Genomic DNA, 26,818 nt, shown 5'->3' with positions numbered 1-26,818 from the left:
GACGGCACACGGGGGATGACCATGCGTACTGCGCACAAGAGTTGGAAGACCTACGTCCTGGGAGCCGCGGCCCTCACCGCCCTCCTCTCCACCACGGCCTGCGAGCCGGACGGCACGAACAACGGCACGGGCACCATCACCCCGTCCGTTACCCCGAGCGCGGCCGCCTCCACCCAGCCCGGCGGCGGGGGCACGACCCCGAGCGCGACCGCCTCCACCCAGCCCGGCGGGGGCGCCGGCACGGGCGGCAGCTCGCAGGACTCGGGCGGCGGCTCGGGGAACTCCGGTGGGTCGAGCAGCACCGTCGGCGAGAGCGCCACCGCCTGCAGCGACGCGAACATCTCGGTCGCCACGACGCTCTACCCACATGACTCGGTCCGGCACCTCCTCCTCACGGCCACCAACACCGGCGACAAGGAATGCACTCTCTACCGCTACCCGATCGTCCGCTTCGACAACGGTCGCGAGGATCAGGTCGGCCCGATGGAGTCCGAGATGAAGGCGGTCAAGATCGGGCCGGGCCGGAAGGCGTACGCGGGCATGCTCCTCTTCCGCACTGGCGCGCAGACCGAGGCCGTGGAGAAGATGACCGTCAGCCTCCAGGGCCGCGTCTCCAACGCCGATCCGGACAGCGGGCCGATCGAGGTCCCGCTGCCCGACGAGGCCAACTTCCTGAACATCGACGACAACCCCGCGGTCTCGTACTGGAACGTCAGCCGTGAGAAGGCCGAGAACTACATGTTCAACGCCGCCGGCGGCAACTGACCCTCGCCCGAAGACCGCTCCCGGCCTCCGACAGGTCGCAGCGAACACGGCTTGCGGCTTGCGGCGTCCTCGGTCTGCCCCTCGGAGGACGCCGCGTACCGGCCGCTCACGTCCTCTTTCTTCGGACGCGTCTCATTGAATGCGCCGGGCGATCCCGGTCGCCCTGCCCATCAGCCATTCGAGCGGCCCCCGCTGGAAGAAGCGGGACCAGAGGGTGGCGAGGACGGTGACGGACGCGATGAAGCCGAGCAGGATGTACAAGGGCGAGGCGGTCTGGCCTTCGGTGTTCAGGAGCCAGATGGCGACGATGTGGTAGACGTACGCCGTCAGCGACATCGAGCCGACCGCGATGACGGGCTTGGCCAGGCGACGCAGCGCGGGGAAGGCGTCCATGGCGGCCAGGCACGCGGTGATCACCAGGATCGCCACACCGGTGGCGGCCACGATGGACAGGGTCGCCTCGCTGTGAGGGGCGGCGGCCAGCATCCCGGCAGGGGTGTCGCCGAAGACGCCGATGCTGTCGGGTGATACGGACGGCACGGACGATCCGGACGACATGCCCGATCCCTGTTCGGCTTTCCGGACGGCCTCGGCGGCACCGGGTACGAGACGCACCGCCAGCCAGGAGCCGCCGTAGCCGGTGACGGCGAGGGCGACGCCGGTGAGGGCCAGGCGTATCCGGACGGCCGTGGCGGCCAGGTCGCAGCGGGCGACAGCCATACCGGCGATGACGAACGGGCCCCAGGTCAGGGCCGGATAGCCACCGGTGAAGAACAGCGAGACGGGGCCGTCGGCCTGGCCGTAGGAGAGGAATACGCGGCCGCCGACCACCGGCTTCAGCGCGTACAGCAGCTGCGGGCCCACCAGGGCCCAGCCCACCGCGATCAGCGCCAGCGGCTTGGTGCCCAGCCGGTACAGCGGCAGCACGAGCAGGAAGAACAGGCCGTAGAAGGCGAGGATCGGCACCACCGGGGTGCCGGTCGAGGTCAGGGCGGTGCCCAGGGCAATCAGCATCACGGCCCGGATGATCACCTTGGCGACGGCCTGGCGGCCGGCCAGACCGGTCTTCGGTGTGCGGCGCCCGGTGATGAGGGCGACCGCGAAGCCGGCCAGCACGGCGAACAGGGCGGAGGAGCGGCCTTGCGCCAGCTCCATCAGGTAGCCGATTGCACCGTCCTGGCCGGGGGCGGGGCCCACATGGACCGCGTACATGCCGAAGACGGCCAGGCCCCTGGCCAGGTCCAGTCCGACCAGTCGGCCCACGCCGGGCGCGCCCGGCGTGGGCTCACGGCGCTCGTCCGCAGGGGACGCCGCATCGGCCGGGGGCAGCGGAGAGTCTGCGTACTGTGTCATGCCACTCAGGCTGGAGACGGGGCCGATCATGGAGTATCCGGCAGAAGGCTGTGATGTCCCCGCCGACTGGAGGGTGCTACCCCGCCGTGTGGCTGGAGCTGCCGTCCGCCAGGCCGCCGAGGCTCTGCGTGGCTTTAGGGTCGAGTCGGCATGGACCGGACGGCATGGATGAAGGTGAGGCGGAGCGCGCGTGAACCGGGTGGTGCGGGTGGTGGTGGTGGACGACGAGGCACTGGTCCGCTCGGGCTTCGGGCTCATCCTGGGCGCGTCCGAGGACATCGAGGTCGTCGCGACCGCGAGCGGCGGCGACGCCGTGGCGACCGTCCGCCGGGAGCGGCCCGACGTGGTGCTGCTGGACATCCGGATGCCGGACGTCGACGGACTCACCGTCCTGCGCGAGCTGCGGACGATGCCGGACGCTCCGGTGGTGGCGATGCTGACCACGTTCGACGCCGACGAGTACATCCTGACCGCGCTGCACTCCGGCGCGGCCGGTTTCCTCCTCAAGGACACCGAGCCGGAGCAGCTGGCCCACCTGGTGCGCACCCTGGCCGCGGGCGGTGTGGTGCTGTCCCCCAAGGCGTCGCGGACCCTGCTGCACAGCCACCCCCGCGCCGAGGCCGCCGTCGACGAGGAGGCGGTCCGCGTCCGGCTGCTCACCGCCCGTGAGCGCGATGTCCTCGTCCTGGTGGCGGAGGGGTTGTCGAACGCCGATGTCGGGGCGCGCATCCACCTGGGTGCCGGCACCGTGAAGGACCACGTCAGCGCGATCCTCACGAAGCTGCGGGTGACCAGCCGGGTGCAGGCCGCGCTGCTGGCGCAGCGGGCCGGGCTGCTTGACGAGCGCCCGCATCCGGAGGCCGCTCGATGAGCCGGGCACGCGCTCTGTGGGAGCGGGTTCCCGCGCCGGTGGTCGACCTCGTCCTGGTGGCGGTGGCGGCCGTGGACGTATGGCTGACCCTGTGGGACGACACGCGTCCCGGTGTCGCGCCGGCCGCGCTCGGCTGTGCCGCGCTGGCCTTCCGGCGCAGGTTCCCGCTCGGCGTCTTCCTGCTCACCCTGCCGATCGTGCTGGCGCAGCCGGTCGCCGTCGCTCCGCTCGTGGCGCTGTTCACCCTGGCCGAACACTCCCGCAGCCGTCCTCTCCTCGCGGGGTGCGTCGCCCTGACCGCCCTGACCGCCGTCGCGGGCAGCGTTCCGTGGCCTCTGGCCGGTTTCACCGAGGTCGGCCGGACCATGACGCTGATCGACCTCGTGTACAGCCTGGCCACCGCGGCCGCCCCCGTCCTCTTCGGACAACTACTCCAGGCGCACCGGGACTTGGCGCGTCGGCTGACCGAGATCGAGGCGGCCAGGGAGCACGAGCGGGCCCTGCACGCGCAGGCCGTGCTCGCCCGCGAACGTGCCCAGCTGGCCCGCGAGATGCACGATGTGGTCTCCCACCAGGTCAGCCTGATCGCCGTACAGGCCGGAGCCATGCAGGTCGCCGCCCAGGACCTGAACGCCAAAGAGGCCGCTCGCACGATCCGTTCCCTGAGCGTCACCACACTCGACGAACTGCGCACCATGGTCACGCTGCTGCGCGCCTCCGGCGGCAACGCCACCGAGCTGACGCCTCAGCCCACCCTGGCCGACCTGCACAAACTCGTGGAGTCCAGCGGCACTCACGCACAGCTGAAAGGTGAACTCCCGCCCACCGTAGGCACACCGGCCCAACGGGCTCTCTACCGCACGGTCCAGGAAGCGCTGACCAACGTCCGCAAGCACGCCCCCGGCGCCACCGCCTGCGTCGAACTGTGGCAGGACGGCGACACCGTCGGAGTGACCGTCGCCAACACCCCGCCCACACGTCCCTCTCTGTCCCTCCCCGGTTCACAGCACGGTTTGGTCGGCCTGCGGGAACGGGCCGACATCCTGCACGGCACCCTGGAGGCGGGCCCGACCGTGGAGGGCGGCTACCGGGTGCGGCTGCGGATTCCCCTCAGCGCAGACTGAGACCGACCAGGACCTGATGCCGGCCCGTCGGCTGCGCCGGCTCACCAGACCCGCCGCTCGAGCTCCGTCCGCCCCGCTTCGGGGGCCTTCCGCAGACGTGTGGCCTCGACGTCCGGTCGGCAGGATGCGGCTCCCAGGAGCGCGTCGGCACAGCGCACGATGCCGGAAGGACACGTCCTCGAAGCGGACTCCGCCGGTCGGCGGGGTGGTACCCGCCGACCGGCGGGGCCGTTACCGAAGCCTGCCGGATGGTCCGCCCCCTGACGTCCACGCGAGATTCTCCGTATGACAAAGTCGCAGCCGCTGCAGGAGACGTCAGCTCCGCAGGAGCACTCGCCTCCGCACCCCCGGACCTCCCCCGAAAACGCTGTGCCGGCCTCGCCCGGTCCTTCGATGGGACGCCTCGTCGGGGTGGACCTGGCCCGCGCGCTGGCCGTGTTCGGCATGTATGTCGTGCACATCGGCCCCGCGCTGTCGGCCACGGACGGCGCCGACAGCTGGGTCCGGTACATGGCGGACGGTCACTCGTCGGTCCTGTTCGCCGTCCTCGCCGGGTTCTCGCTGATGCTGCTCGCCGGCCACCGGGAGCCGAAGACCGGCCTGGCCGGCCGGCAGGCGAAGGCCAGGATCGCGATCCGCGCCGTGGTCCTGCTGGCACTGGGCACCGTGATGGCGATGGAATACGGGGACGTGGTCATCCTCGCCTTCTACGGGGTCTACTTCCTGCTGGCCCTGCCCTTGGTGCGACTGCGGGCCAGGACGCTCGCGATCATCGCTTTCGTCCTCGCGCTCGTCACACCACAGCTGTCGTTCGCCCTCCGCTCGCTGCTGACCGAGTCGGTCCAGCAGAGCATCAACGCCTACGACCCGCTCGAGCGGCTCAGTGACGTGGGAGTGCTCGATCTGCTGTTCACCGGCTTCTACCCGACGATCACATGGATTCCGTTCGTGATCGCCGGTATGGCGCTGGCCCGCCTCGACCTGTCCGCGACCGCCGTCCAGTGGCGCCTGGCCGCGTTCGGCGCCGCCCTCACCGTGGCCGCGTACGGCATGTCCTTGCTGCTGGCCGGCAAGGACGCGTTGAGGAGCACGGCGGAAGACGGGCCGTCGTCCGGCGGCTCCGGGTCGATGCCCCTCGACAGCGGGTCGCTCGAGACCGCTTTTCCGGTCTCGTCGCTCTTCACGGCCGGGCCGCACAGTGGCACCACGTTCGACATCATCGGCAGCGTGGGCGTCGCGATCCTCATGATCGTGGGCGCGACGGTGGCGATGGACCGCCTGCCGCGACTGCGCCGCCTGGCCAAACCGGTCGTCGCCGTGGGCACCATGTCCCTGACCGCCTACGTCGGCCACTTCGTCATACAGGGCCGGTTGCCCGGGCTCGGCGCGACCTACGACGAGGAGTCCTGGGTGACGCTGCTCATGTTCGTCCTCGGGGCGATCGTGTTCGCCGGGATCTGGTCCCGCTTCTTCCGCCGCGGCCCCCTGGAGTACCTGCTCAACGCCGCCACCAAGCCGGCGAAGCACATCCGATGAGGCTTCCCCTTCCACCGCGCAGAGGCTCCGCACGCTCCGGTTCCAGGTCAGTCGGTACGCGCATCCGGTGCCGCATCAGCGGCCGGACCGGCGCGGAGCATGGCCCTGTAGAGGGCGTCATGCTCGGGTGAGGGGGGCAGGGTGCCGCGGGCGGGGGCCTCGAAGGACTGGATGAACAGGGCGACGACGCGGCGCCAGGCGTCGGGGGCGGCGTCGCCGGTGGCGTTGACGACACCGGCGTTGGCCATGTGCAGCAGCACCAGGTCCGAGGAGTCGAAGTCCTCGCGCAGCCGGCCCGTCGCCTTGGCCCGGCCGATGAGCTCCACCATGCCCTCATAGGCCTCGTTGCGCCGCCGCTCCAGCGCCTTGGCGGTCGGGAAGGTCGTGATGAGGACGTCGGCGAAGCCGCTGTCGGCGGCCTGCATCGCACAGGCGGTCTCGATGTAGCCGACGAACCCGTTCCAGGGGTCGGGGTCCTCCAGGGCGACGGCGACGGCATCGGCGTAGGCGCCCATGCGGTCGATGAAGACGGCGTCGACCAGCTCCTCCTTCGTGGGGAAGCGGCGGAACATGGTGGCGATCCCCACCCCCGCCTCACGGGCCACGGAGGCCATCGAGGCACCCAGACCGTCACGCGCGAACACCTTGCGCGCGGCGACGGTGATCCGCTCCCGGTTGCGCTCGGCGTCACTGCGCAGGGGCTGGCCGGCGGGGCCGTCGGGATGCTCGGTGGCAGGGGTCATACCGGGGAGTCTAGCAATCGGATTGCCCTATCCATTTTTGGTGGTACGGTGACAGCAGCGAATCGGAGCGGCTTATCCGGATCTCGATATGGATAGACCTATCCGGATGGCTTTCCTCCTTCGACCAGCTTTTTGGAAAGGATCGCTGGGACCAGCATCGCCATCGTTGGAGCCGGCCCCCAGCTGGGCCTGGCCATCGCCCGCACCTTCGGCTCCCAGGGCTTCGACGTCGCCCTGATCTCCCGTAACCGCGAGAAGCTCGACGGTCTTGTCGGCGAGCTCGCCGCCGACGGCATCACCGCCGCCGCGTTCCCCGCGGACGTGCTCGACCGCGAAACGAGAGCGTGGCTCCCCGGGGCCAGAACGTCACGCCGAAAGGACGGTCCCACGTCGTTCCCGTCGTTGTCGGCTTCGACGCCGACTCCGACACCCTGCCGAGCATCGAGGCGGGCGCAGGTCAACTGCTCAGGGACGCCCCGCGCGACGAGCACGGACTCGCGCGGCCGCTCTGGAAGACCTCGATCGCCCGCCACCACGCCGCTCCCGTCTGTCGTTGCACATGCTGTAGTTGAAGGCCGTGCGTGCAAGGCTCAGCGGACGGTCCAGCTGCGATGGTTGGTGTCGATCATGGACTGGACGAGGCCGGAGCCTGTGCCGGCCTCTGCCGTGGACGACCCGCGGCTGCCAGCGGGGTTCGCGGTGGAGCCGAAGTCGGACGACTGCCGGGGTGCTTCGTGCCCGGTACGGGGACGAGCGGTTTCTGATCGTTCGCGGCGCGGCACCAATGTGACAGTGGCGTTCACGGAGATCACCTCCCGGGTGCCTCGGCTCAGCAGCTGACTGCAACAGCTTGGCAGTCCGCCTCGTCTCGCTGTCCGGCCTGGCCCTTCACTGCGGCGTGGGCGGCCGGTCGGTCAGGGCATTTCCTGAGTTGATGATGTCGCGGAGCTTGGATCGTTGAGTGATGCCGAGTTTGGGGAAGCTTCGGTACAGGTGTGAGGAGACGGTTCGGGGCGAGAGGTAAAGCCGTTCGCCGATCTGGGGGTTGGTGAGGCCTTCGGCGGCGAGCTGGAGGAACTGGCGGGTGCGGGGCGAGAAGCCCTGCAGGGCGTCGGCGAGCTCGTCGGGCACCACCAGGAAGTCGGGGGTGTTGCCAGGGGTCAGCGTCGCGACGTACTCCGAGCGGTGGCCGCGGCCGCCGGCCAGCGCGACGGTGTCCACGACGGCGGGGGCGATGGTCAAGCCAGTGCAGTCGACGACGATGGCGTTGTCGTCCCCCGCCGCGGTGATGATGCCGGGGCCGACCCCCACGACCAGGGAACCGACGAAGAGGAGGTCGGCGCCGGTCATGGTCCCGATCAGCGGGTCCATCGTCAGGATGCGGGCGTTGGTGAACAGGACAGGACGCCCCTCGTCGTTCGAGAGGATCTCGTCGAGGCACTCAGGGTTCCAGCCCACGGTGGCGGTGGCGGTGGTGTCGGTGATGCTCATTGCATGCTCCTCGGTGGAGTCGCCTCGCCGGTTTCCCCACTGCGCGAAGTGAGCGCCGGTGCAGGTCCGAGGCGAGTGTTCGGCAGCTACGGCGGCTGCCTGACCACCAGGTTCGTCGCGCGGTGGAATCGGAACCAGGCCGCGGTGTCCCCAGGTGTCGCGCACCCAGGATCCGAGCCGCCGCGTGCGACGGAGGGGGCATGGGGCGGTCTCGGACGGCCCGCGCCGCTGGCGTACCGCACGAAGGGCCCCGTCGGTCGCCAGGGGGCATGGGGCGGTCTCGGACGGCCCGCGCCGCTGGCGTACCGCACGAAGGGCCCCGTCGGTCGCGATGCTGGGTGCGGCACCCAGGAAGCTCTCACCTGGGGAGACGGCGGCCTGGTTGCCACCGGCCGCCGGGGCGATCGTAGAGCCATGACCAGCAACGACACGCCCCGCGCCCCGCACCCGTACGTCGGAATGTGGGTGACCGCCGACGGCTTCATCCGCCAAGAACTGCTTCCCAACGGCCGCTACGACGAGGCCCGCGGCAACCACCGAAGCGCCTACACCGGCAGCTACACCGTCACCGGCGACCACATCGACTACGTCGACGACACCGGCTTCACCGCCACCGGCGACGTCCGCGACGGCGTTCTCTTCCACGAGCACCTGGTCCTCTACCGCGAGGGCGACGAGCACGCCCGGCAGTGAGCCTGACCATGGCCAAGGTCCACCTGCAGGTGACCGCCTCCGCCATCCCGTGTGGGCCCGCATCGGCGACTGTTCTCTCCGCGCGAGCGGACACACTGGGGACTCAACCCGGCTGGATGGCAGCAGGCCACTGAGGACCTGCCCTACCAGGACACCTGCCCCGGATGATCCCCGTCCCGAGGCTAGTACTCCGGCCGTAGATCGTGATCTTGATGGTGAGGGGCGTCGAGGCGGCAGGTGTCCAGCGTGGATCATCTCGCCCGAGATCGCCCATGCCGTCGCGGGCGTCGGCTCCTTCTCCGTCTACCCGAGTTCACGGCGACGGAGGGCGTCCCTTATCTCGCTGAGCTTCGCGGTCGTTGCCGGGGTCCGCTCCTGTGCTTGTTCGGCGAGTCGGAGGGCATCGTCGATCTCGCTGAGCTTCCTGGAGGACAGGACGGCCGCCCGCTCTATCAGGTCGTCCCGGGACACGGTGGTCAGCCACGTGCACGGGGTGAAGCCTGGACGCGGGAACGCGAGCCGCAGCACGCCTTCGAGCGGCAGCCCTTCACCGGCGCCGACCGTCACTTCGATGCCCAGACCGCTGATGTCGAGGCCCGCCGGAGCGACGACCTGCATCACCTGGAACCCGGACGCGTCGTCTCCTGACAGCAGTACGACCAACCTCCGCTCGTCGAACTGGACCCACCAGACCTCGCCACGTTGCACAAGCCCTCACCTCGAGTGTTCCTTCGGGCAGTTTTCTGTACGGGCAGTTTCTCCCGCACCGCGGTCGGGCGGCAGCCCCGTGATCCAAGGGACGCGCAGCACCCTGATCGCCTGCCGCCACTCCCCCACCCACCACAGAAGCGTCGGGCAGGATGGCGCCGAGGCAGCCACTTCCGATTCCCTCGTCCTGCCAGCGTCCCGAATTGGGCGCCCAGCCACTCGCAGAGGCCACATGCGGCGACTTCCCCGACCGTGCGCCAAGACATCCGTGCAGGTCAGACGGGTCGATCCGCGTCAGCCCTGTGCAGTGCTTGTCGGTCTGTTCCTGTCCTTGTGGCCCCTCAATGGCCTCTGGGCGTCGATGAGTTGGACGCTTTCCACAGCAGCATCCGCGACCGCCCAGTTCAGCCAAGAGGATGGAACCTTCACACAGCGGAGTCCCCTACCGACGCGATAATGCTCCACCCCTGTGCCGAGGTGGATCATCATCCCTGACGTCACAAGGCGAATCTGTCCACCGGACTGCGCAGGACCTGGGCGCAGCCTGTCGACCGGGTCAGCCGAGGACGTAGCTCTCGTCACCGAAGTCAGCGACGATCTTCAGCTTGCCGCCGAGCGCCTTGACGTAGGCAGCGAGGGTGTCGACCTCGCTGCGCCCCGGTGCGCGCAGGAGACTGCGGGTGGGCCCAGGTGTGCGGAATACCTCACCCGGCCGGGGGCGGAGCCTCCGCGGTCACGGTTGCTTGTCGGCTTGACCGGCGGTCACAGCTCCTGCGCGTAGGTGTCCTGGTACGCCGCCCTCCCGCCGAACACATTCAGGGCGATGTGGCCATCGGCGTACGTCGTGTCCGTCACGTCGATGATCCGTGTGCCGTTGAGGAACACCTGGATGCGGTGGCCCTCGGCGAGGATGCGGACGGGGTACGTCGTGCCGCGGCGGACCAGGGCCGGGACGCGGGCGAGGGCGGCGCCGTCGTCGAAGAAGCCGTTGGCCTTGGCGACCAGGCGGATCACACGCAGGTCGGGGTCGATGTTGAGGCAGTAGGCATCGGTGGCGTCGGAGGAGGCGCGCCAGAGGAGGGAGAGGGCACCGCCCGTGTCCGGGTCGGGGCCGCCGAGCCGGACCAGGGTGGTGAGGTCCAGGTCCGCCGCCGTGCGGGCCGAGATCGCGTTGGAGTCCTTGTCGAAGCTTGCGGCGCGGCCCGCGCTGTCCGTCGACCAGCCGCCGGCGGGAGTGATCGTCAACTTGCCGAGGTCCGAGCGGAATTCACCACCGGTCGGGGCGGCCACCAGCGGCTTCACCCGGTCCACCAGGCGGAAGGTGCTGTCCAGCCTGTGCACCTTGAGCGAGTCGATGTGTGCGGTGCCGCCCTTGGCGTAGAAGGCCATGCCGTCGGCGTCCGGGCCGGGGAAGATCAGGCTGGTCACGGCGGCCTGTCCGTCCGCGCCGAATGCCTCGACCGATGACGAGTCGACGAACACGCGCAGGGTCAGGCGGCCGCCGGTCGTCTTCATCGGCGCGGTGGTGCGGCCCGCGAAGTACTGCGTGAAGTCGCTCAGACCCGATGCCGAGCGGTCCACGAACAGCTCCTGCGCCTCGGCGTCGTATCCGACCGTCGTGTGCTGGTCGCTGTCGGTTCGGAGGCGGAAGCCGATCTCCGTTGCGGTGCCGAGGGTGATCTCGGCCTCGATCTCGTAGGCAATGCCGGTGACGCCCGCGAGCGGGTTCGCGGAGTCGGGGCCGGCGGCGAGGTTCTTGCGGGCCGTGGTGGACGTGCGCAGCGTGACCAGCTCCGGGACCGGGCGTTGCGCCAGGCGTACGCCGTCGGCGGTGTCCGTGAGGGTCAGTTCTCGGGGGATGCTCAGCTGGCCGTTCCAGGCGCCGGTCGGGGCGCTGAAGGGGTAGTCCCAGTTGCTCATCCAGCCGAGCCAGACGCGGCGGTCGTCGGGCAGGCCGTAGAAGGACATGGCGGCGTAGTAGTCACGGCCGGAGTCGGCGCGCAGGACCGTGCCGGCCTTCTGGTCGGGAGTGAAACCGGTGCCGTTCCACTCGCCCGTGAAGTACTGGGCGGCCGAGCCGTTCGTGGCGCGTACGGCTCCGGTGCTCAGGGTGAGGACCCACTTCACCTTGTCCCTGTCGCCGTCGACCGGCAGCGGGAAGAAGTCGGGGCACTCCCAGACGCCCGGCGTGGCCCAGTCGCCGTAGCCGAAGGAGCTGACCTGGCTCCAGGTGAGGAGATCGGTGGAGGTGAAGAAGCGGATGTGGTCGCCGCCGGAGACGACCATCAGCCACTGGTCGTGAGCCTCGTCGCGGATCACCTTCGGGTCGCGGAAGGTCCAGCCGGCGTCGGGGCCACCCGGGTTCTGCACGGCCGGACTCGAGCCGCCGTGCCACTGCCACGAGCGGCCCTTGTCCCTGCTGTAGGCGATGCGCACGCCGGCATTTCCGCCCGGCTTGTCCGGGTGATAGCTCGTGTAGTACGCGATCAGGCCCGAGCCGCCGTCGAAGAGGCCGGAGGTGTCGTCCGCGTCCACGACCGCCGAGCCCGACCAGCAGTTGCCGTAGGTGTTCCAGGGCAGGGCGATCGGCAGGGCCTGCCAGTGGACGAGGTCCGTGCTCACCGCGTGCGCCCAGCGGCCCTCGTCCTGGTGGAAGAGGTGGTACTCGCCGTCGTAGTGAACCAGGCCGTTGGGGTCGCTGGTGGAGCCGGTGAGCTGGGAGTAGTGGTACGTCGGGCGGTACGGCTCGGTGAAGTAGCCGGCGGTGCCGGTGACCTCGACGTACTGGAAGTACGACCTCCCGTGTGCGGCCGTGGTGCCGACGGTGGCGCCCGTGGTGCGGGACACGCGGGTTTTCAGCGCCCGTACGCCGTCCACGTACACCTCGATCGTCCTGCCCGTCGCGCGGGCCTCGACGCGGTAGGTGCCGCCGGACGCGATGCGCCGGACCGGGCCGGAGGCGGAGGCGAGGCGGGCGCCGGAGGAGCGGTCCAGCAGGACGACGGTGTTGCGGCCGGCTTCCAGGCGGGCTTCGTAGCCGCCGGAGCCGTTCGCGGACGCGCGCAGGACGAGGCCGGCCGAGGAGGAGTGGCCGCCGGGTGTGATGTCGGCTCTCGCCACCAGGTCGCCGTCGGTGAAGGGGGCGGTGCGCAGGCCGTTCTCGCCGCGGATGCCACGAAGGTCGGGGGTCCAGGTGCCGGAGCGGGCCGTCCAACCCTGGAGCCCGGTGGCGAGGTCTGCGGCGGCGATGTTCTCGAAGGAGACTGCTCCGGCCGATGCCGTGACGGCGAGTCGGCCCTTCGTGTGGGTGGAGTCCTGGGCGGTGATGACGGGGCTGTAGCCGTCGGGAGAGAGGAAGTTGGTCTGCCAGTGCACGCGCAGTTCGTCGCGTTCGGCTTCGACGCGCAGGCGGTAGACCGTGTCGGCCTTGATCGTGGTCGCGTACGTGCCGAGGGTGACGTTGCCGTCGATGCGGTAGAGCCTCAGCCTGCCCTGGTCCGCGTCGACCTGGACGCCGTAGCCGTGCGTGGCCGTGGCGTCAGCGCGTACCAGCAGTGAGGCGATGGCGGAAGCGTCGTGCAGGAGCAGGTCGGCCTGGAGCGCGGTGTCGTACGCCCTGGTCGTGGTGATGGCGCGGGCGGTAACTCCCTGGGTCGGGGCCGCGCGCCAGCCCAGCGGACTCGCCGTCCAGGTGCCGCCGCTCGTGGACCAGCCAGTGAGGTTGGTGGTGACCGAAGAGAGGGAGGGCGGGCCGAAAGTGACCGTGCCGCCCTGGGCGAGCAGGCCCACCGAGCCGGTGTCGTGGCGGTGGTCCTCGGTGTGGAGGAGCCGCTTGCCGTCAACACGCACCGTCAACTCGGCTCCGTCGACTGCCACTTCGAGGTCATAGAGCTTTCCTGCCTGCGCGCCCGGAAGTGGAGCGGTGGCGAGTGTGTCGCCGCCGGCCAGGTCGTAGAGCCATATGCGGGCGCGGCTGGGGTCGAGGGCGACCGCGTATCCGGTCGAGCCGTCCAGGGCGGCCCGGAACACCAACGCGCCTACGGCGGAGGCGGATTGGGGCGTGACGCGGGCCGAGTACGTGCCCTTGGCCGCGAGTTGCTGCTCGGACAGGGCGAGGGCGGGCCCGCGACGGCCGGCGGTCGCCTTCTGGCCGCCGTCGGAGGTGCGGGTCCAGGTGCCGGTGACGGGGACGGGGTCGGGAATCGGGGTGGCGGCGGGGGTCGCTCCGGCGGCGCTCGGGGTGGCGGCCTGTGCTGCGGGGAGGATGCCTCCGAGAGGCAGCAGGGTGGCGGTGGTTCCTCCGGCGAGCAGGAGGGTACGGCGGGACACGCTCATGGCAGCTCCTGAGGAGAGCAGGGGAGGGTGGGCCACGGGCCGGGGAGACGTCCACCCCGCGCTCCGTGGTCGTGGGTAAGACCGTCACGGCCACAGCGGCCGGGGTCCGTCGGTGAAGGCCGACGCCATCTGCCAGGCGTCGAACCGCTCCAGGATCACGTCGCCGTCGGCACCGATACCGACGCCCACTGCCTCGTCCGGGCGAGTGGGGTAGATGCGGGCTGTCAGGGCGCGTCCGTTGGCAAAGATCTCCAGGGCGGAGTGGTCGACGAGGACCCGCAGGTCGACCCGCCCGTCGGAGTCCAACGGCAGCTCGCCGTAACGGGGTTCGGTGTCGACCGTCGGGTCGAGGCTGCTGGCCTCGCGGCGCAGGCGGAGCGTGCCGCTCGCTCCGTCGGGCGCCCTGCTCACCTCCACCACCGTGCCTTCCGCGCCGTCCGGTGTCTCGCGGAGCACGAGCCGGGCGGTCGCTCCGGGAGCGAGACGCAGGGTCGTCTCGATGTCCAGCTGGTCCCCGCGTACGGCGGGCAGCCGGGTGTACGGGTCGGCCAGCCGGCCCGGAGCCACCTCTACGCACTCCCGCCGCAGCCCGGTCAGCTCCGGCACCGGGGCCTGGTGCAGGCCGCCGTCCGTGGCGAGCGTGACGGCCCTCGGCAGGGACATCACGCCGCACCAGCCGGCCTGCGCGTTCGCCTCGTCCGTCCGGCCCTCCTGGAGCCAGCCGAACATGATGCGGCGGCCGTGCTCGTCGCGGGTGGACTGGGGGGCGTAGAAGTAGCGCCCGCCGAAGTCGAGGCGGTGGAGGGCGGTCGGGGTGAAGGTGTCGCCCTGGTAGCGGCCGGTCCAGTACAGGGGGTGGTGGGTGGTGCCCTCGTCCCAGGCGGAGAAGACCAGCGCGTCGGTGCTGCCGGCCTCCTCGTCCTCGCCGAGCCGGAAGAGGTCGACGCACTCCCACATCGTGCCGGTCCAGTCGAGCTCGCCCTTGTTCTGCGAGGCGTCGCCGGTCAGCAGGGGGCCGACGTAGCGCCAGGCTCGTAGGTCGTCGGACTCGTAGAGGAAAGCCGTCCCGCCCACGCCCCGCACGCCCGAGCCGATCAGCTGGCGCCAGATCTTCCCCTCCCGCCACACGCAGTGGTCGCGGAACGCCGTGATGTCGACGCCCTCCGGCGGGGCGGTGATGACCGGGTTGGCCGGGTCCTTCGTCCAGTACCTCAGATCCGTCGATCCCTTTGCCACGCACGGGAGTTCATGTCCGCTGTGCCTGCCCGAGTAGACGAGCGTGGGCACTCCGCCGTCGTCGACCAGGACGCCGGACCAGCAGCCGTCGCGGTCGGGGCCGGTGGTGCCGGGGACGAGGGCGACCGGTTCGTCGGTCCAGTGGACGAGGTCGGTGCTGGTGGCGTGGCCCCAGTGGATGCGGTGGTGGGCGGCGGCGAGCGGGTTGTACTGGTAGAAGAGGTGGTAGACGCCGTTCCAGTGGCTCAGCCCGTTGGGGTCGTTGAGCCAGCCGCCGGGTGAGGTGAAGTGGAAGCGGGGGCGGTGGGGGTCGCGCAGGGCGCGTTCGGCCAGACCCTCGGCGGTGTGGCTGCCGGAGGGGAGGGTGAGGTCGTGGTTCATGCGGCGGTGGTCTCCGCTTTCTCGGTGGCGTCGGTGGCCTCGCCGTCCGGCCGGTCCGTGGCTTTCAGGACGCGGCGGGCGATGTCGGAGGCGGGTGCGCGCAGATGGCAGCGCACCCAGTGGGGCTGTCCGTCGTCCTCGCCGACGATGTGGCGGACGGGCTCGGTGCGGCTGCACGTGCCGTCGTCGCCGTAGGGGCAGGACGTGGGGTTGAGGATCGCCTCGCGGTGCTTGGCGCGCTCGACGGGGTCGTAGCTGCCGGCCCGTTCGGGGTCGGGTACGGCGGACAGCAGCAGGCGGGTATAGGGGTGGGCGGGGGCGTCCATGACGGCCAACGCGTCGCCGCCCTCGACGAGTTCGCCGGCGAACATGACCATCGTGGTGTCCGCGAGGTAGCGGGCGGAGCCCAGGTCGTGCGTGATGTAGAGCATGGCGATGTTCCGCTCGTCGCGCAGGCGCCGCATCAGGTTGAGCACGCCGACGCGCACGGAGACGTCCAGCATCGACGTCGGTTCGTCGGCCAGGATGAGGCGCGGCTCCACGGCCAGCGCGCGAGCGATGGAGACGCGCTGACGCTGGCCGCCGGAGAGCTCGTGCGGGTAGGACTGGAGCATGTCCACGGTCAGACCGACGGTTTCCACCAGCTCGCGCAGCGCCTCCGGTGTGGCGGAGTGGCCGTGCAGGACGAGGGCCCGGGTGAGGAAGTGCTCGATGCGGTGGACGGGGTTGAGTGAGCCGAAGGGGTCCTGGAAGACCATCTGGACCTTGCGGCGGTACGCCCGTGACACCCGGCGCCGCTCGGTGCGCAGGATGTCCTCGCCGTCGAGCAGTACCTGTCCGGCGGAGGGCTGTTCGAGGCGGGCGAGGCAGCGGGCGATGGTGGACTTGCCGCTGCCCGACTCGCCGACCAGGGCGGTGATCCGGCCGGCCGGCAGGTCGAAGGACACGTCGTTGACGGCACGGACGCGGCGCCGGGAGAAGACCGTGCCGACCTGGAAGTCCTTGGTCAGACCGCGTACGGACAGCAGGGGTTCGGTCATCGGGGGGCTCCTTCAAAGCTGCGGGCCACCCAGCGGCCGGGCGCGATCTCGCGCAGGTCGGGGATGTTCATGGAGCAGTCCGAGCGGTCCTCGGGACAGTTGACGTGGAAGCCGCAGCTGTCGGCGGTGCGCGGGGCGTCGAAGAGGCCGGTGAGCTCCTGGCGCGGGCCGGTCAACGGCGGGAAGGCGTTCATCAGCGCCTCGGTGTAGGGATGGAGCGGTCCCGCGAACAGGTCCTTGGCGTCGGCGAGTTCGACGATCCGTCCGCCGTACATCACGCCCATGCGGTCCGACAGCTCGATCATCAGGGACATGTCGTGTGTGATGAAGAGGATGGAGAAGCCCAGCTCCCGCTGGAGGTCGCGGATCTGCGCCATGATCTCCTGCTGCACGACCACGTCGAGCGCGGTGGTCGGCTCGTCCATGATCAGCAGCCTTGGCTTCAGGGCCACGGCCATGGCGATGACCACGCGCTGGCGCATACCGCCGGAGAGCTGGTGCGGGTACGCCTTCAGTCTTCCCGGGTCGATGCCAACCAGCTCCAGCAGCTCTCCGGCCCGCTCCCGCGCGGCCCGCTTCTTCATCCGCTCATGGGTGGTGAAGATGTCGACGATCTGCTCGCCGATGGTCAGGACGGGGTTGAGGGAGTTCATCGCCGATTGGAAGACCATGGCGATCTCCCGCCACCGGAAGGCGCGCAGCTCCCGTGTGTCCAGGGCGAGAACGTCCCTGCCCTGGAAGCGGATGCTGCCTGCGGTGATCTCCGCCGGGGGCTTGAGCAGCCGCATCACCGCGTTGGCGATGGTCGACTTGCCGCAGCCGGATTCTCCGGCGAGGCCGAAGACCTCTCCGGCGCCGATGGAGAAGGAAACGTCGTCGGCGCCTACGACGGTGCGTCCGTCGCCGCGGTATTCGACGCGCAGGCCGTTCACCTCAAGTACGGGTTCCATGGCTCAGCCCCTCCTCTCACGGCGGGCACGGCGGTTGCGCAGCCTGGGGTTGGTGATCTCGTCGACCGCGTAGTTGACCAGCGCGATGGCGAAGGCGACGAGGGCGATACACAGTCCGGAGGGGACGAAGGCCCACCACGCGCCGGTCATCAGCGCGCCGTCGTTGCTGGCCCAGTACAGGTTGGTGCCCCAGCTGACGACGCTGCTGTCGCCGAGGCCAAGGAACTCGAGGCCGGCCTGGGCGCCGATGCCGAAGATCACGCAGCCGAGCAGCGTGGTCATCACCACGGACGCCATGTTGGGCAGGATCTCGCGGAACATGATCCGCAGGGGGCGTTCTCCGGTGACGACGGCGGCGGCCACGAAGTCCTTGCCGCGGATCGACTTGGCCTGCGCACGCAGGACCCGGGCCGAGCCCGCCCAGCCGGTGACGACGAGGACCAGGATCACGGTGGAGGTCCCGGGCGGCAGGAACGCGGCCAGGATGATGAGCAGCGGCAGTCCGGGCAGCAGCAGGAAGATGTTGGTGACCAGGGTCAGCGCGTCGTCGACGACTCGGCCGAAGTACGCGGATACGAGGCCGACGACAATGGCGACCGCGGTCGCCACGAGCCCCACCGTGAACCCGACGAAGAGGGAGCTGCGCGCACCCCAGAGGGTGAGGGCGAGCACGTCCTGTCCTTTGGCGGTCATACCGAGCCAGTGCGCGGCCGAGGGGGCCTGGCTGCCCGTGGAGTTGATGAACGACGGGTCGCCGGGTGCCAGGACGGGTGCGAGCAGGGCGAGCAGTGCGAAGAGAGCGAGCAGGATCAGCCCGGCTATCGCCTTCTTGCTGTCGATGAGCTGGCGCAGCAGCCCGCGCCGGCGGGAAGCGCCCACGGGGGCCGTCGGCGTGGTGGCCGTGGCGATTTCGATGGCGGTCATGTCGGCAGCCTCCTCAGCGGACGCGGACGCGCGGGTCGAGGCGGACGTAGACGAGGTCGACGAGGAAGTTCGCGATCAGCACCGCCGCCGTGATCGTCAGGAAGATGCCCTGCATCAGCGGGTAGTCCAGACCCTGGACGGCCATCAGCAGCTGGTAGCCGATGCCGGGGTAGGCGAACACGACCTCGGTGAGCAGGGCGCCGCCGACAACGAAGCCGAGGGCCATGCCGAAGTTGGTGACGGAGGGCAGCAGCGCGTTGCGGGCGGCGTAGCGGAACATGATCCGCGAGGGGCTGAGCCCCTTCGCCTCGGCCATCGTGATGTAGTCCTCGGCCGCCGTGGCGATCATGGTGTTGCGCATGCCGAGCATCCAGCCGCCGATGGAGACCAGCACGATGGTCAGCCCAGGCAGCACCAGGTGGGTGGCGACGTTCGAGAGGAATTCACCGTTGAAGCCGGGGGTCAGCCCGACGTCGTAGGCGTGCCGCATGGGGAACCAGCCGAGGCTCACCCCGAACAGGTACAGCGCGCCCATCGCCAGCCAGAAGTACGGGAACGAACCGACGAAGATCAGCAGGGGCGGGAAGGCGGAGTCGAGGACGCCGCCGCGCCGCCAGGCGGCGACGATGCCGAGCAGGTTGCCGAGCACGGCGGCGATGACGAGCGAGACGCCCCCGAGGAGCAGCGTCCAGCCGATCTGCGAGCCGATCACCTCGGAGACCGGGGTCGGGAAGCGGGAGATGGAGATGCCGAGGTCGCCGGTGAAGACGCTCTTGACATAGGAGACGTACTGCTCCCAGAGGGGGCGGTTGTCGAGGCCGAAGAGTTTCCGCAGCTGGGCTATCTGGTCGGGCTGCATGGTGCCCTGGGCCTGCGCGAACATGCGTGAGACCGGGTCGCCCGGCATGAAGCGCGGGAGAACGAAGTTCAGGGTGATGGAGGCCCAGAAGGCGAGCAGATAGAACCCCAGGTTGCGCAGGATCAGACGCACGGGTCGTGCTCCCTGTCGGTGGGGGGGTGAACGTGTGGCTCGGTGCGCGGGGGCGGCCGTCCGGGGAGGCGGACGGCCGCCGGTCCGCGCTGGCGGTGTCAGCCCTTGACGGGCTTGAGCGAGGTGAGCACGAGGATCGTGCTGCCGTTGCGGTTGCCGAGGGTGGCGTACGGGTTCTCTTCGGTGGGCCAGCCGGTGAAGCGGGCGTCCGTGTACGCGCCCCACTCGGGGCCGGTGAACAGCGGGACGACGGGCGCGTCCTCGTTGTACAGCTCCTGCAGGCCGTTCATCTGCTCGCGCTGCGTCTTGTCGTCCGCTGCGGCGGCGAAGGCGTCGATGAGCTTGTCGGCCTTCTTGTCGCCGAAGCGGTGGTAGTTCTCCGTGGCCTGCTTGCCGACCGGCTGCACCATCTTGGTCGACATCACGCCGCGGAAGTACTCGTACGGGGTGGCGCCGTTGTTGCTCCACACGATGCCGGTGTCGAAGGTGCCGGTGTTGTACGAAGACGAGACCGCCGACCAGTCTGGCGTCTTCACGGTGGCGGTGACGCCGACCTTCGCCAAGTCCTGCTTGATGATGTTGGCGACCGAGATCCAGTCGGAGGAGGCGGAGCCGACGGAGATGTCGAGGGTGAAGTTCTTGCCGTTCTTCAGCTTCCGCTTGCCGCCGCTCTCCTTGTAGCCGGCCGCGTCGAGGGCCTTGGCCGCCGCGTCGGTGTCGTACTTCGTCCAGGTACAGGAGGCGGCCAGCGACGTGTCGCGCCACTTGTCGTAGGTGCGGGCCAGGCCGGTGCAGTCGGCGGGTTCGGCGTAGCCGTTCATGGCGACCTTGGTGATCTGGTCGCGGTCGACTGCCATGCTGAGCGCCTTGCGCACGGCCGGGTCGTTGAACGGGGCCTTGGTGGTGTTCAGCTGCCAGTTGATCATGGCGCCGGTGGCCGGGAACCAGTAGTGGTTGTGCTTCTTGTCCTTGGCGACGAAGGACTTCTCGATGTCCGGGATGAAGGACTGCGTCCAGTCCACTTCACCGTTGGTGAAGGCGATGTTGGCGCTGTCGTTGCCGGAGAAAGCGAGCATCTGGATGCCGGCGATCTGCTGCTTCGCGGGCTGCCAGTAGTCGGGGTTCTTGCGCAGCTCGTACGACTGGCTCTGGAACTTCTCGATCTTGGTGTACGGGCCGGTGCCGACCGGGTTCGGGTTGGTGAACTTCGCCGGGTCCTTCACCTTGGACCAGATGTGCTTCGGCAGGATGTAGTGGCCGCTGATCTCGTAGAAGGCGGGCGAGAACGCCTTGCTGAAGGAGAACTTCACCGTGTGGGCGTCGACCGCGGTGACCTTGTCCAGGTAGTCGAAGCCACCCAGCACCTTCTTCTGGAGCTCGAAGGTGTAGACGACGTCGTCAGCGGTGAGCGCCTGGCCGTCCGACCACTTGACGCCGTCGCGCAGCGTGAAGGTGAGGGACTTGCCGTCCTTGGCCTGCTCCCACTTGGTGGCCAGCCACGGCGTGTCCTTGGCATCCGCCATGCTGTGCACCGCCAGCGGCTCGTAGACCGCCTGGAGGGTCATGGGGGCGGCCTGCGGGGAGAGCGGGTTGAAGTTGCGCGTGAACGTCGCCAGATCCTCGCGCGGGATGGTGAGCAGCTGGTTGCCGGAGGTGTCACCGGCGCGGGCGGCGCCCGAGCCACCCGTACAGGCGGACAGGACCAGGGCCGCGGCGGCGGTCGCGGTGACCGCTCTCAGGACGGCTCGGGGCCGCCGTGAAGGTATGCGGGAGGGTGCCATAATGGAGACTCTTTTCCTCTCTTCAACACACAGGGCGAAGACGGGATGGGATTCCTCGGCGGACTGATTAGCGGTCAGACCGACGAGCGTTCGAGCAGCGGGCAGTCGATCGTCACCTGACGGGTGTCGAGCGGCTGCCCCGCTGCGAGAGCGGCGAGCATGTCGATGCCCTTGGTGCCCATGGCCTCGAAGGGCAGGGCGAGCGTCGTCAGCTTCGGCCGCAGATAGGCGGCGATGAGTTCCTGGTTGTCGAACCCCACCACGGCCACGTCGTGCGGGATGCGCAGCCCACGTTCCTTGATCGCGTCGTACGCGCCCATCGCCATCCGGTCGTTTCCGCAGAACAGCGCGGTCGGCCGGTCGCCGGCCGGGAGGTCAAGCAGTTCGCAGGCGGCGTCATAGGCGCTGTCGGCGGTGGCCCAGCCGGGGATGACGAGGGAGGGGTCGGGGATGATCCCTGCCTCGCGCAGGGCACGTTCGTATCCTTCGCGCCTGCCGATGGCGGCCGGAATCACCGGGTCGAGGTTGATGAACCCGATGCGGGTGTGACCGGCGTCCAGGAGCCGGCGGGTCGCCTTGTATCCGCCCGACACCTCGTCGGGCAGGATGCACGGCAACTCCCCTTCCGGGTCGTAGCAGTTGACGAGCACCGTCGGTACCTCCCGGGCAGCCTTGGGGAGCGTGACGGCGCGGTGCCAGGTCGTGGCGTACAGCAGCCCTTCGACCCGGTGCTCCAGCATCTGGTCGAGCGCGGCGGCCTCCTGGGCCGGATCGCCCTCGCTCGCGGCGATCAGCAGGAACCTCCGGTCACCCCAGGCGCGGCTCTGCGCGCCCGTGATCACCTCGCCCGCGAAGGGACCGGTCACGATCTCGGTGATCAGCCCGAACCACCCGCTGCGGTTCGCGGCCAGCGCCCGCGCCCCGGCGTTGGGCCGGTAGCCGAGCTCGTCGATCGCCTCCAGGATCCGCCGACGGGTCTCCTCGGGGATGGCGGCGCCGGGCTTGTCGTTGAGGACGAAGGAGACCGTGGTCCGCGAGACACCCGCATGGCGGGCCACATCGCTCATGGTCACGCGATGCGACTTGTTCGTGGCCACTTCCAGTCCCTTTCGGCCAGCCGAGGGCGAGACAACGCCTCCGGTTTCGCGCTTTAATAACGCGCGTTACTTCCTTGTGGCAGGGAAGTTACGTCCGTCTTGAGCGGCATGTCAATACCTGTGCAAGGGCTGCATCAGGCCACCGATCCCGGGGCCCTCGCGCCCGCACTCTTTCTGAGAGAGGCAGACAGTCACCATGGCCCGACCCCAGGCCCCCGTCAGTGTCACCGTCCTCGGCGAGTGCGTCGCCGACGCCTTCGCCGACCCCGCCCGATCCAGCTCCGATGAGCTCGCGCTGCGGGCCCTGCCCGGTGGCGGCCCCGCCAACACCGCCGTAGCCCTCGCCCGGCTCGGCACCCCCACCCGCTTCCTCGGGCGCTTCTCCACGGATGTCTTCGGAGCCCTCTTCCGTGCCCGCCTCAGCGCCTCCGGCGTCGACCTGACCGGCAGCGTGACCGCCCCCGAGCCCAGCACCCTCGCCGTCGCCGACCTCGACGAGACCGGCCAGGCCACGTACACCTTCTACACCGACAGCGCGGCCGACTGGCAGTGGACCGACGAAGAACTCGCCGCCACCGGGTCGGACAGCGCGGCGTGCCTGCACACCGGCTCCCTCGCACTGATACGCCAACCCGGCGGCACCCGCATCGAGGACCACCTCGCCAAGGCCCGCGAGCACGTCACCGTGTCCATTGACCCCAACGTCCGCCCCCTGCTCGTACCGCCCGCCGCCTACCGCGAACGGCTCCCGCACTGGTGTGCTCTCGCCGACATCCTCCGCCTCAGCGAGGACGATCTCGCGCTGCTGCTTCCCGGCGTCAGCCCCGAGGAGGCATGCGACACCTGGCACGCCGCCGGCGCGCGCCTGGTCGTGATCACTCTCGGCGGGCGCGGAGCCCTCGCCTCCCTCGACGGCCACCGCGTCACCGTCCCGACCCCGGCCGTGGACGTCGTCGACACCGTGGGGGCCGGGGACTCCTTCACCGCCGGCCTGCTCCATCGCCTCACCGCACTGGGACACCTGGGCGGCCGACTCGACGGACTGGGCTTCGAAGCCATCACCGACGCCTGCACCTTCGCTGCCCACGTTGCCGCCCTGACCTGCTCCGTACCCGGCGCAGACCCGCCCTGGGCAGAAACCTCCGCGATCTCCGTTCCCGCGATATCCGGACGCCGTCCGCTCGGCCGGCAGTAATCGGCGAGGACGTCCGAGGGGGGAAGTGTGCGGGTTCCTGCAATCCTGGATCCGGTGGTGTCGTAGAAGCGCAACGTTGCGCCGGAGGCCGGGGCGCTCGGCCGGCTGCGAAATACGGTAGGCCGTCGCACCACCGACGGTAAAACCTCGACACAACTCGAAGGTCAAGCCCCCATCGCCCAACCACCCGAACCTGCGCCCGGACGGACAGCCAGGACCCGTCCGGATGCGGGTTCGCCCGCCGGAACAGGTCTACCACCCGCACTGAAGGAGACCATGCCCTGATCCGAGGCGCTCGAAGACACGGGCGCCACTGCCCAGCCGCCGCACCTGTTCGCAAACAATCCACAGCTGGACAGGGCCTATTGGTGACCGTCCCACCGGTCTGACCAGTCGAACCACAGGGCTCTGCTCAAGAGGGGCGAGTAACCCTTCGGGGCGGTTCCCTCTTGGGGCAGTTTTCCCCGCCCCTGAACGTCATCACAGATCGAGCGATGCGAGGCCGACAGTGCCTCCATAGCGCGATGGCAGCCCATACCGCACAACCGGCAAATGGGACACCGAATCGCCCCGTAGACACCGTCGCCTGGACCTGACCGCGCCGTCCCGGCCCCTGTACGGCCCCTGGGTCTTGGCATCGCTCCTCAGAGCAGCCGCCCGGACCACGAGCGGCAACCGCGAACACCTACTTCACCGCAGGTCAAAGGGGTTATAGGTCCCCCAAGCACCGCCGGACCCAAACCCACGAGCAGCGGATTCAGTCCGTTCAGGCAAAGTTGACGCCCCGACATTCAAAAATGAACGTTTCCGCAGGTCAGGACCCTGCACAAGTGGGGCGGGTGGGACTCGAACCCACGGCCGACGGATTATGAGTCCTTTGAGGATCTTGGCGGCCCTTGTTCGTCCACGCTCATTCATGACGTTCTTGCAGGTCAGAAGAGGCGGGTCATGTCGACGCCCCTTCGCCTTTGTCAGTCTGTTCCTGTCCTTGTGTCCCGACTGCGTCCCGACACCGCCTGATTGGACAGGACCCACGGGCTTGGCAGGGCGTCGTACGAGTTCGGCGCGGGGCTCGAACCCTGCCGCAGCGGATTTTCTTTCCAGCGCCCATAGGCTCCGCCCCTGAAACGGGGCGGAGCCTATGGGTCCGTATTCGCAGGCCCAGACGTTGCCCAGTCAGCCATCGGTCGTGCCCCGATCGGCCCATCGAGACAGCCGGGACCCCTTCAGCCTGCCTACGCTTCAGGTGCGGTCGACGCCGGCACCGGTGCCTGTGGCGCAGGTGTCCGGGGTCACAGGACCCGCGAGGGCCGTCGCCTTCACACCGGCGCAGTGAGCTGTCGTCGTGAGAGTGCGGTCAGGCCGCGAAGGAGGCAAGCAGTTCGTTGTACTGCTTGGCGGCTGTGTTCAGGTCTTCGTCGGAGAGGCCGAAGGCGGTGCCGTACAGCTTGGCCATCGGCTGGATGTCGAACTGGCAGAGCCGCAGGGTGGCGTGCCAGTTGCTGAGGAGGGTCTCGATGGTGGCCTGGTTCGAGCCTTCGGGGGTGTAGTGGTCTGCGGGGACGCCGGCGGTGACGGCGACGACGGCCTTCTTGCCAGCCAGCTGCGAGGCAGAGCCGTCCATGGTGAAGGCCCAGCCGAGGGTGAAGACTTTGTCCTGCCACTGCTTGAACAGGGGGGTGGTGTTGTACCAGAACACCGGGTGCTGGAAGACGATCACGTCGTGGTCGGCCAGCAGTGCCTGCTCGGCGTCGACGTCGATCTGGAAGTCGGGGTAGGTGGCGTAGAGGTCGTGCACGGTGACATGGGCCAGCTCGCGGACGGCGTCAACCAGAGCCTTGTTGGCCTTCGACTGGGACAGGTCGGGGTGGCCTACGACAAGGAGAACCTTGGGCATGATGAGAGAACCTCTTCAGTGATCAGGGAAATGAATGAGCAGGTGCGGGCTAGCCGGGTGTGACGGGCCAGATTCGACAGGGCGTCAGATCACCGGTCGATGCTGGCCATGTTTGCCTCGTCGTGGCGTTCGCCTGCGGCCGGTGTGAGGTTGTTGAGGCGGTCGAGCTGAGTGGCGCTGAGTTCGATGGCGTCGGCGGCGGTGTTCTCTTCGACGCGTGCGACCCGGCGGGTTCCGGGGATGGGGGCGATGTCGTCGCCGCGGGTCAGTAGCCACGCGAGCGCGGTCTGGGCGGGGGTGGCTCCGATCTCGGCGCCGATGGCCTGTACTTCGTCGACGATCGCCAGGTTGCGCTGGAAGTTCTCGCCGGTGAAGCGCGGGTTGGTCTTGCGCCAGTCGTCGTCGGCGAAGTCGTCGACGGTGCGGATCTGCCCGGTCAGCAGGCCGTGGCCGAGCGGTGAGTAGGGCACGAATCCGATGCCGAGCTCGCGCAGCAGCGGGAGGATTTCGGCCTCGACGTCGCGGGTCCACAGGGAGTATTCGGTCTGCAGTGCAGTCACCGGATGTACGGCATGTGCCCGGCGGATCGTCTCGGGGCCGGCCTCAGAGAGGCCGATGTGGCGCACCTTGCCTTCGGTGACCAGTTCGGCCAGCGCACCGACGGTCTCCTCGATGGGGGTATTCGGATCGACGCGGTGCTGGTAGTAGAGGTCGATGTGGTCGGTGCCGAGCCGCTTGAGCGAGCCTTCCACCGCGGTCTTCACGTTGGCGGGGCTGCTGTCGATGACGCCGGGGCCGTCGCCGGCGTGGGAGACGAGGCCGAACTTCGTCGCCACGACGACGTCGTCTCGGCGGCCCTTGATGGCCTTGCCGACGATTTCCTCGCTGTGGAAGGGGCCGTAGATCTCGGCGGTGTCGATGTGGGTGACCCCGAGGTCCAGGGCCCGGTGGATGGTGCGGATCGACTCGGCGTCGTCGAGCCCTCCGCCCGTGGTGTAGGTGCCGGCCATGGTCATGGCTCCCAGGCCAATGCGGGAGACATCGAGCCCGCCCAGTGATACGTGCTTCATCAGGTACTCCTTGTCGTGACGGCCGTCAGGCCGGCCGGTAGTCGTGAGTAGTGGGGCGCCACCTGTTGGCGGACCGTGCTGGGGTGATCCGCAGGCTGAACCAGCTGCGCCGGGTCAGTGCTCGTGGGCTGCTGGCTCCAGAACGAGGACAGGGATCTCACGGTCCGTGTTCTTCTGATACTCGGCGTAGTCGGGGAACGCTTCGACGGCTCGGGCCCACCACAGGGCCTTCTCATCCCCGGTCACCTCGCGTGCCAGCATGTCCTGGCGCACCGGGCCGTCCTGAAGTTCGACCCGGGGGTCGGCCACCGCGTTGTGGTACCAGACCGGGTGGGTGGGGGCTCCCGCCATGGAGGCGACCACGGCGTAGGAGCCGTCGTGCTCCACCCGCATGACCGGCGTCTTGCGGATCTTGCCGCTCTTCGCTCCCAGGGTGGTCAGGATGACGACGGGCAGGTCCCGGAGCCTCTCGTCTTCTTCACGTGCGATCAGGACACTCAGCGTCGTTCCCTGCGTACCGCCGGAGCTTTCGTACAGCTCCACCTGGTCCCGCACAAACTGCGCCTTGCTCGGCTCATACTCGCCTTTGAGGGGCATGTTGACTCTCTCCGTGCTGTCGAAACGTGCACCCGGCGCG

21 protein-coding genes and 3 pseudogenes are annotated in these 26,818 nt (G+C 69.4%); 8 read left to right on the top strand and 16 right to left on the bottom strand.

Annotation, left to right across the window (positions count from 1 at the left end):
- Positions 1-21: 21 nt before the first annotated feature.
- On the top strand, positions 22-765 hold the full coding sequence (locus tag ACIPFH_RS03130) for a DUF4232 domain-containing protein (protein ID WP_401822493.1): 744 nt from the start codon (positions 22-24) through the stop codon (positions 763-765).
- Positions 766-897: 132 nt separating this feature from the next.
- Here the strand turns inward: ACIPFH_RS03130 and ACIPFH_RS03125 are convergent, their stop codons facing one another.
- Complete coding sequence (locus ACIPFH_RS03125; RefSeq protein ID WP_401822490.1) at positions 898-2,118, bottom strand: DUF418 domain-containing protein; 1,221 nt, start codon at positions 2,116-2,118, stop codon at positions 898-900.
- A gap of 199 nt (positions 2,119-2,317) precedes the next feature.
- Here ACIPFH_RS03125 and ACIPFH_RS03120 point away from each other — a divergent pair, with 199 nt between their 5' ends.
- From ACIPFH_RS03120 to ACIPFH_RS03110, 3 genes are all read left to right on the top strand, one after another.
- Positions 2,318-2,989, top strand: a complete 672-nt coding sequence (locus tag ACIPFH_RS03120; protein WP_401823717.1) for a response regulator — start codon at positions 2,318-2,320, stop codon at positions 2,987-2,989.
- Positions 2,986-4,113 carry a sensor histidine kinase gene (locus tag ACIPFH_RS03115; RefSeq protein WP_401822488.1) on the top strand — a complete coding sequence of 376 codons (1,128 nt, stop codon included), beginning with the start codon at positions 2,986-2,988 and terminating at the stop codon, positions 4,111-4,113. The genes ACIPFH_RS03120 and ACIPFH_RS03115 overlap by 4 nt, the downstream gene beginning before the upstream one ends.
- A gap of 393 nt (positions 4,114-4,506) precedes the next feature.
- Positions 4,507-5,649, top strand: coding sequence for a DUF418 domain-containing protein (locus ACIPFH_RS03110; RefSeq protein WP_401822485.1), 1,143 nt, complete (start codon positions 4,507-4,509; stop codon positions 5,647-5,649).
- 47 nt (positions 5,650-5,696) lie between these two features.
- Here ACIPFH_RS03110 and ACIPFH_RS03105 read toward each other — a convergent pair whose 3' ends face one another.
- Entirely contained in the window at positions 5,697-6,392 is a 696-nt protein-coding gene (locus ACIPFH_RS03105; protein WP_401822483.1) for a TetR/AcrR family transcriptional regulator, read from the bottom strand.
- 132 nt (positions 6,393-6,524) lie between these two features.
- On the opposite strand from ACIPFH_RS03105, the pseudogene ACIPFH_RS03100 reads away from it, so the two are divergent.
- A pseudogene (locus tag ACIPFH_RS03100) lies at positions 6,525-6,716 on the top strand (SDR family NAD(P)-dependent oxidoreductase); the annotation flags it as partial.
- 89 nt (positions 6,717-6,805) lie between these two features.
- Positions 6,806-6,880, top strand: a pseudogene (locus ACIPFH_RS03095) (DNA-binding response regulator); the annotation flags it as partial.
- A 400-nt stretch (positions 6,881-7,280) separates the two neighbouring features.
- On the opposite strand, the gene ACIPFH_RS03090 reads toward ACIPFH_RS03095, so the two are convergent.
- Complete coding sequence (locus ACIPFH_RS03090) at positions 7,281-7,883, bottom strand: LuxR C-terminal-related transcriptional regulator (protein WP_401822480.1); 603 nt, start codon at positions 7,881-7,883, stop codon at positions 7,281-7,283.
- A gap of 414 nt (positions 7,884-8,297) precedes the next feature.
- Between ACIPFH_RS03090 and ACIPFH_RS03085 the strand changes: the two genes are divergently transcribed.
- Positions 8,298-8,576: an Atu4866 domain-containing protein gene (locus ACIPFH_RS03085; RefSeq protein ID WP_401822479.1), complete on the top strand. Its 279-nt coding sequence runs from the start codon at positions 8,298-8,300 to the stop codon at positions 8,574-8,576.
- A gap of 303 nt (positions 8,577-8,879) precedes the next feature.
- Here the strand turns inward: ACIPFH_RS03085 and ACIPFH_RS03080 are convergent, their stop codons facing one another.
- From ACIPFH_RS03080 to ACIPFH_RS03035, 10 genes and pseudogenes are all read right to left on the bottom strand, one after another.
- Positions 8,880-9,284, bottom strand: a complete 405-nt coding sequence (locus ACIPFH_RS03080; RefSeq protein WP_401822476.1) for a type II toxin-antitoxin system PemK/MazF family toxin — start codon at positions 9,282-9,284, stop codon at positions 8,880-8,882.
- A gap of 556 nt (positions 9,285-9,840) precedes the next feature.
- A pseudogene (locus ACIPFH_RS03075) lies at positions 9,841-9,939 on the bottom strand (transcriptional regulator); the annotation flags it as partial.
- 107 nt (positions 9,940-10,046) lie between these two features.
- Positions 10,047-13,619, bottom strand: a complete 3,573-nt coding sequence (locus tag ACIPFH_RS03070; RefSeq protein ID WP_401822474.1) for a GH32 C-terminal domain-containing protein — start codon at positions 13,617-13,619, stop codon at positions 10,047-10,049.
- An 84-nt stretch (positions 13,620-13,703) separates the two neighbouring features.
- Positions 13,704-15,236, bottom strand: a complete 1,533-nt coding sequence (locus ACIPFH_RS03065) for a glycoside hydrolase family 32 protein (protein ID WP_401822471.1) — start codon at positions 15,234-15,236, stop codon at positions 13,704-13,706.
- Entirely contained in the window at positions 15,233-16,276 is a 1,044-nt protein-coding gene (locus ACIPFH_RS03060) for an ATP-binding cassette domain-containing protein (RefSeq protein ID WP_401822468.1), read from the bottom strand. The genes ACIPFH_RS03065 and ACIPFH_RS03060 overlap by 4 nt, the downstream gene beginning before the upstream one ends.
- Complete coding sequence (locus ACIPFH_RS03055; protein ID WP_401822466.1) at positions 16,273-17,226, bottom strand: ABC transporter ATP-binding protein; 954 nt, start codon at positions 17,224-17,226, stop codon at positions 16,273-16,275. The genes ACIPFH_RS03060 and ACIPFH_RS03055 overlap by 4 nt, the downstream gene beginning before the upstream one ends.
- Before the next feature lie 3 nt (positions 17,227-17,229).
- Positions 17,230-18,150 (bottom strand): ABC transporter permease, encoded by a 921-nt coding sequence (locus ACIPFH_RS03050; protein ID WP_401822463.1) that lies wholly within the window; start codon positions 18,148-18,150, stop codon positions 17,230-17,232.
- 13 nt (positions 18,151-18,163) lie between these two features.
- The gene (locus ACIPFH_RS03045) at positions 18,164-19,141 is read right to left on the bottom strand and encodes an ABC transporter permease (RefSeq protein ID WP_401822461.1); all 978 of its coding nucleotides are present in this window, start codon (positions 19,139-19,141) and stop codon (positions 18,164-18,166) included.
- 98 nt (positions 19,142-19,239) lie between these two features.
- Complete coding sequence (locus ACIPFH_RS03040) at positions 19,240-20,922, bottom strand: ABC transporter substrate-binding protein (protein WP_401822458.1); 1,683 nt, start codon at positions 20,920-20,922, stop codon at positions 19,240-19,242.
- Between the two features lie 74 nt (positions 20,923-20,996).
- Positions 20,997-21,989 carry a LacI family DNA-binding transcriptional regulator gene (locus ACIPFH_RS03035; RefSeq protein ID WP_401822456.1) on the bottom strand — a complete coding sequence of 331 codons (993 nt, stop codon included), beginning with the start codon at positions 21,987-21,989 and terminating at the stop codon, positions 20,997-20,999.
- Positions 21,990-22,215: 226 nt separating this feature from the next.
- Between ACIPFH_RS03035 and ACIPFH_RS03030 the strand changes: the two genes are divergently transcribed.
- The gene (locus ACIPFH_RS03030) at positions 22,216-23,214 is read left to right on the top strand and encodes a carbohydrate kinase (protein ID WP_401822455.1); all 999 of its coding nucleotides are present in this window, start codon (positions 22,216-22,218) and stop codon (positions 23,212-23,214) included.
- 1,357 nt (positions 23,215-24,571) lie between these two features.
- On the opposite strand, the gene ACIPFH_RS03025 is transcribed toward ACIPFH_RS03030, so the two are convergent.
- The 3 genes from ACIPFH_RS03025 to ACIPFH_RS03015 all read right to left on the bottom strand — a co-directional run bounded on the left by ACIPFH_RS03025 (position 24,572) and on the right by ACIPFH_RS03015 (position 26,778).
- Positions 24,572-25,111, bottom strand: coding sequence for an NAD(P)H-dependent oxidoreductase (locus tag ACIPFH_RS03025; RefSeq protein WP_401822453.1), 540 nt, complete (start codon positions 25,109-25,111; stop codon positions 24,572-24,574).
- A gap of 89 nt (positions 25,112-25,200) precedes the next feature.
- A complete protein-coding gene (locus ACIPFH_RS03020; protein ID WP_401822451.1) occupies positions 25,201-26,181 on the bottom strand; it encodes an aldo/keto reductase in 981 nt (326 codons plus the stop codon).
- A gap of 114 nt (positions 26,182-26,295) precedes the next feature.
- Entirely contained in the window at positions 26,296-26,778 is a 483-nt protein-coding gene (locus ACIPFH_RS03015; protein ID WP_401822448.1) for a nitroreductase family deazaflavin-dependent oxidoreductase, read from the bottom strand.
- Positions 26,779-26,818 lie beyond the last annotated feature (40 nt).

The sequence above is a fragment of the Streptomyces sp. NPDC088157 genome (genome assembly GCF_044741545.1).
Classification (GTDB): domain Bacteria; phylum Actinomycetota; class Actinomycetes; order Streptomycetales; family Streptomycetaceae; genus Streptomyces.
The sequence above is the reverse complement of the archived record's forward strand: the minus strand, read 5'-3'. Positions and strand labels throughout refer to the sequence as shown.

Bases quoted from the DNA above. Each gene is read 5' to 3' on its own strand.
- ACIPFH_RS03130 (WP_401822493.1), top strand. From the start codon at position 22: ATGCGTACTGCGCACAAGAGTTGGAAGACCTACGTCCTGGGAGCCGCG.
- ACIPFH_RS03125 (WP_401822490.1), bottom strand. From the start codon at position 2,118: ATGACACAGTACGCAGACTCTCCGCTGCCCCCGGCCGATGCGGCGTCC.
- ACIPFH_RS03115 (WP_401822488.1), top strand. From the start codon at position 2,986: ATGAGCCGGGCACGCGCTCTGTGGGAGCGGGTTCCCGCGCCGGTGGTC.
- ACIPFH_RS03110 (WP_401822485.1), top strand. From the start codon at position 4,507: ATGGGACGCCTCGTCGGGGTGGACCTGGCCCGCGCGCTGGCCGTGTTC.
- ACIPFH_RS03105 (WP_401822483.1), bottom strand. From the start codon at position 6,392: ATGACCCCTGCCACCGAGCATCCCGACGGCCCCGCCGGCCAGCCCCTG.
- ACIPFH_RS03090 (WP_401822480.1), bottom strand. From the start codon at position 7,883: ATGAGCATCACCGACACCACCGCCACCGCCACCGTGGGCTGGAACCCT.
- ACIPFH_RS03085 (WP_401822479.1), top strand. From the start codon at position 8,298: ATGACCAGCAACGACACGCCCCGCGCCCCGCACCCGTACGTCGGAATG.
- ACIPFH_RS03070 (WP_401822474.1), bottom strand. From the start codon at position 13,619: ATGAGCGTGTCCCGCCGTACCCTCCTGCTCGCCGGAGGAACCACCGCC.
- ACIPFH_RS03065 (WP_401822471.1), bottom strand. From the start codon at position 15,236: ATGAACCACGACCTCACCCTCCCCTCCGGCAGCCACACCGCCGAGGGT.
- ACIPFH_RS03060 (WP_401822468.1), bottom strand. From the start codon at position 16,276: ATGACCGAACCCCTGCTGTCCGTACGCGGTCTGACCAAGGACTTCCAG.
- ACIPFH_RS03055 (WP_401822466.1), bottom strand. From the start codon at position 17,226: ATGGAACCCGTACTTGAGGTGAACGGCCTGCGCGTCGAATACCGCGGC.
- ACIPFH_RS03050 (WP_401822463.1), bottom strand. From the start codon at position 18,150: ATGACCGCCATCGAAATCGCCACGGCCACCACGCCGACGGCCCCCGTG.
- ACIPFH_RS03040 (WP_401822458.1), bottom strand. From the start codon at position 20,922: ATGGCACCCTCCCGCATACCTTCACGGCGGCCCCGAGCCGTCCTGAGA.
- ACIPFH_RS03035 (WP_401822456.1), bottom strand. From the start codon at position 21,989: ATGAGCGATGTGGCCCGCCATGCGGGTGTCTCGCGGACCACGGTCTCC.
- ACIPFH_RS03030 (WP_401822455.1), top strand. From the start codon at position 22,216: ATGGCCCGACCCCAGGCCCCCGTCAGTGTCACCGTCCTCGGCGAGTGC.
- ACIPFH_RS03025 (WP_401822453.1), bottom strand. From the start codon at position 25,111: ATGCCCAAGGTTCTCCTTGTCGTAGGCCACCCCGACCTGTCCCAGTCG.
- ACIPFH_RS03020 (WP_401822451.1), bottom strand. From the start codon at position 26,181: ATGAAGCACGTATCACTGGGCGGGCTCGATGTCTCCCGCATTGGCCTG.
- ACIPFH_RS03015 (WP_401822448.1), bottom strand. From the start codon at position 26,778: ATGCCCCTCAAAGGCGAGTATGAGCCGAGCAAGGCGCAGTTTGTGCGG.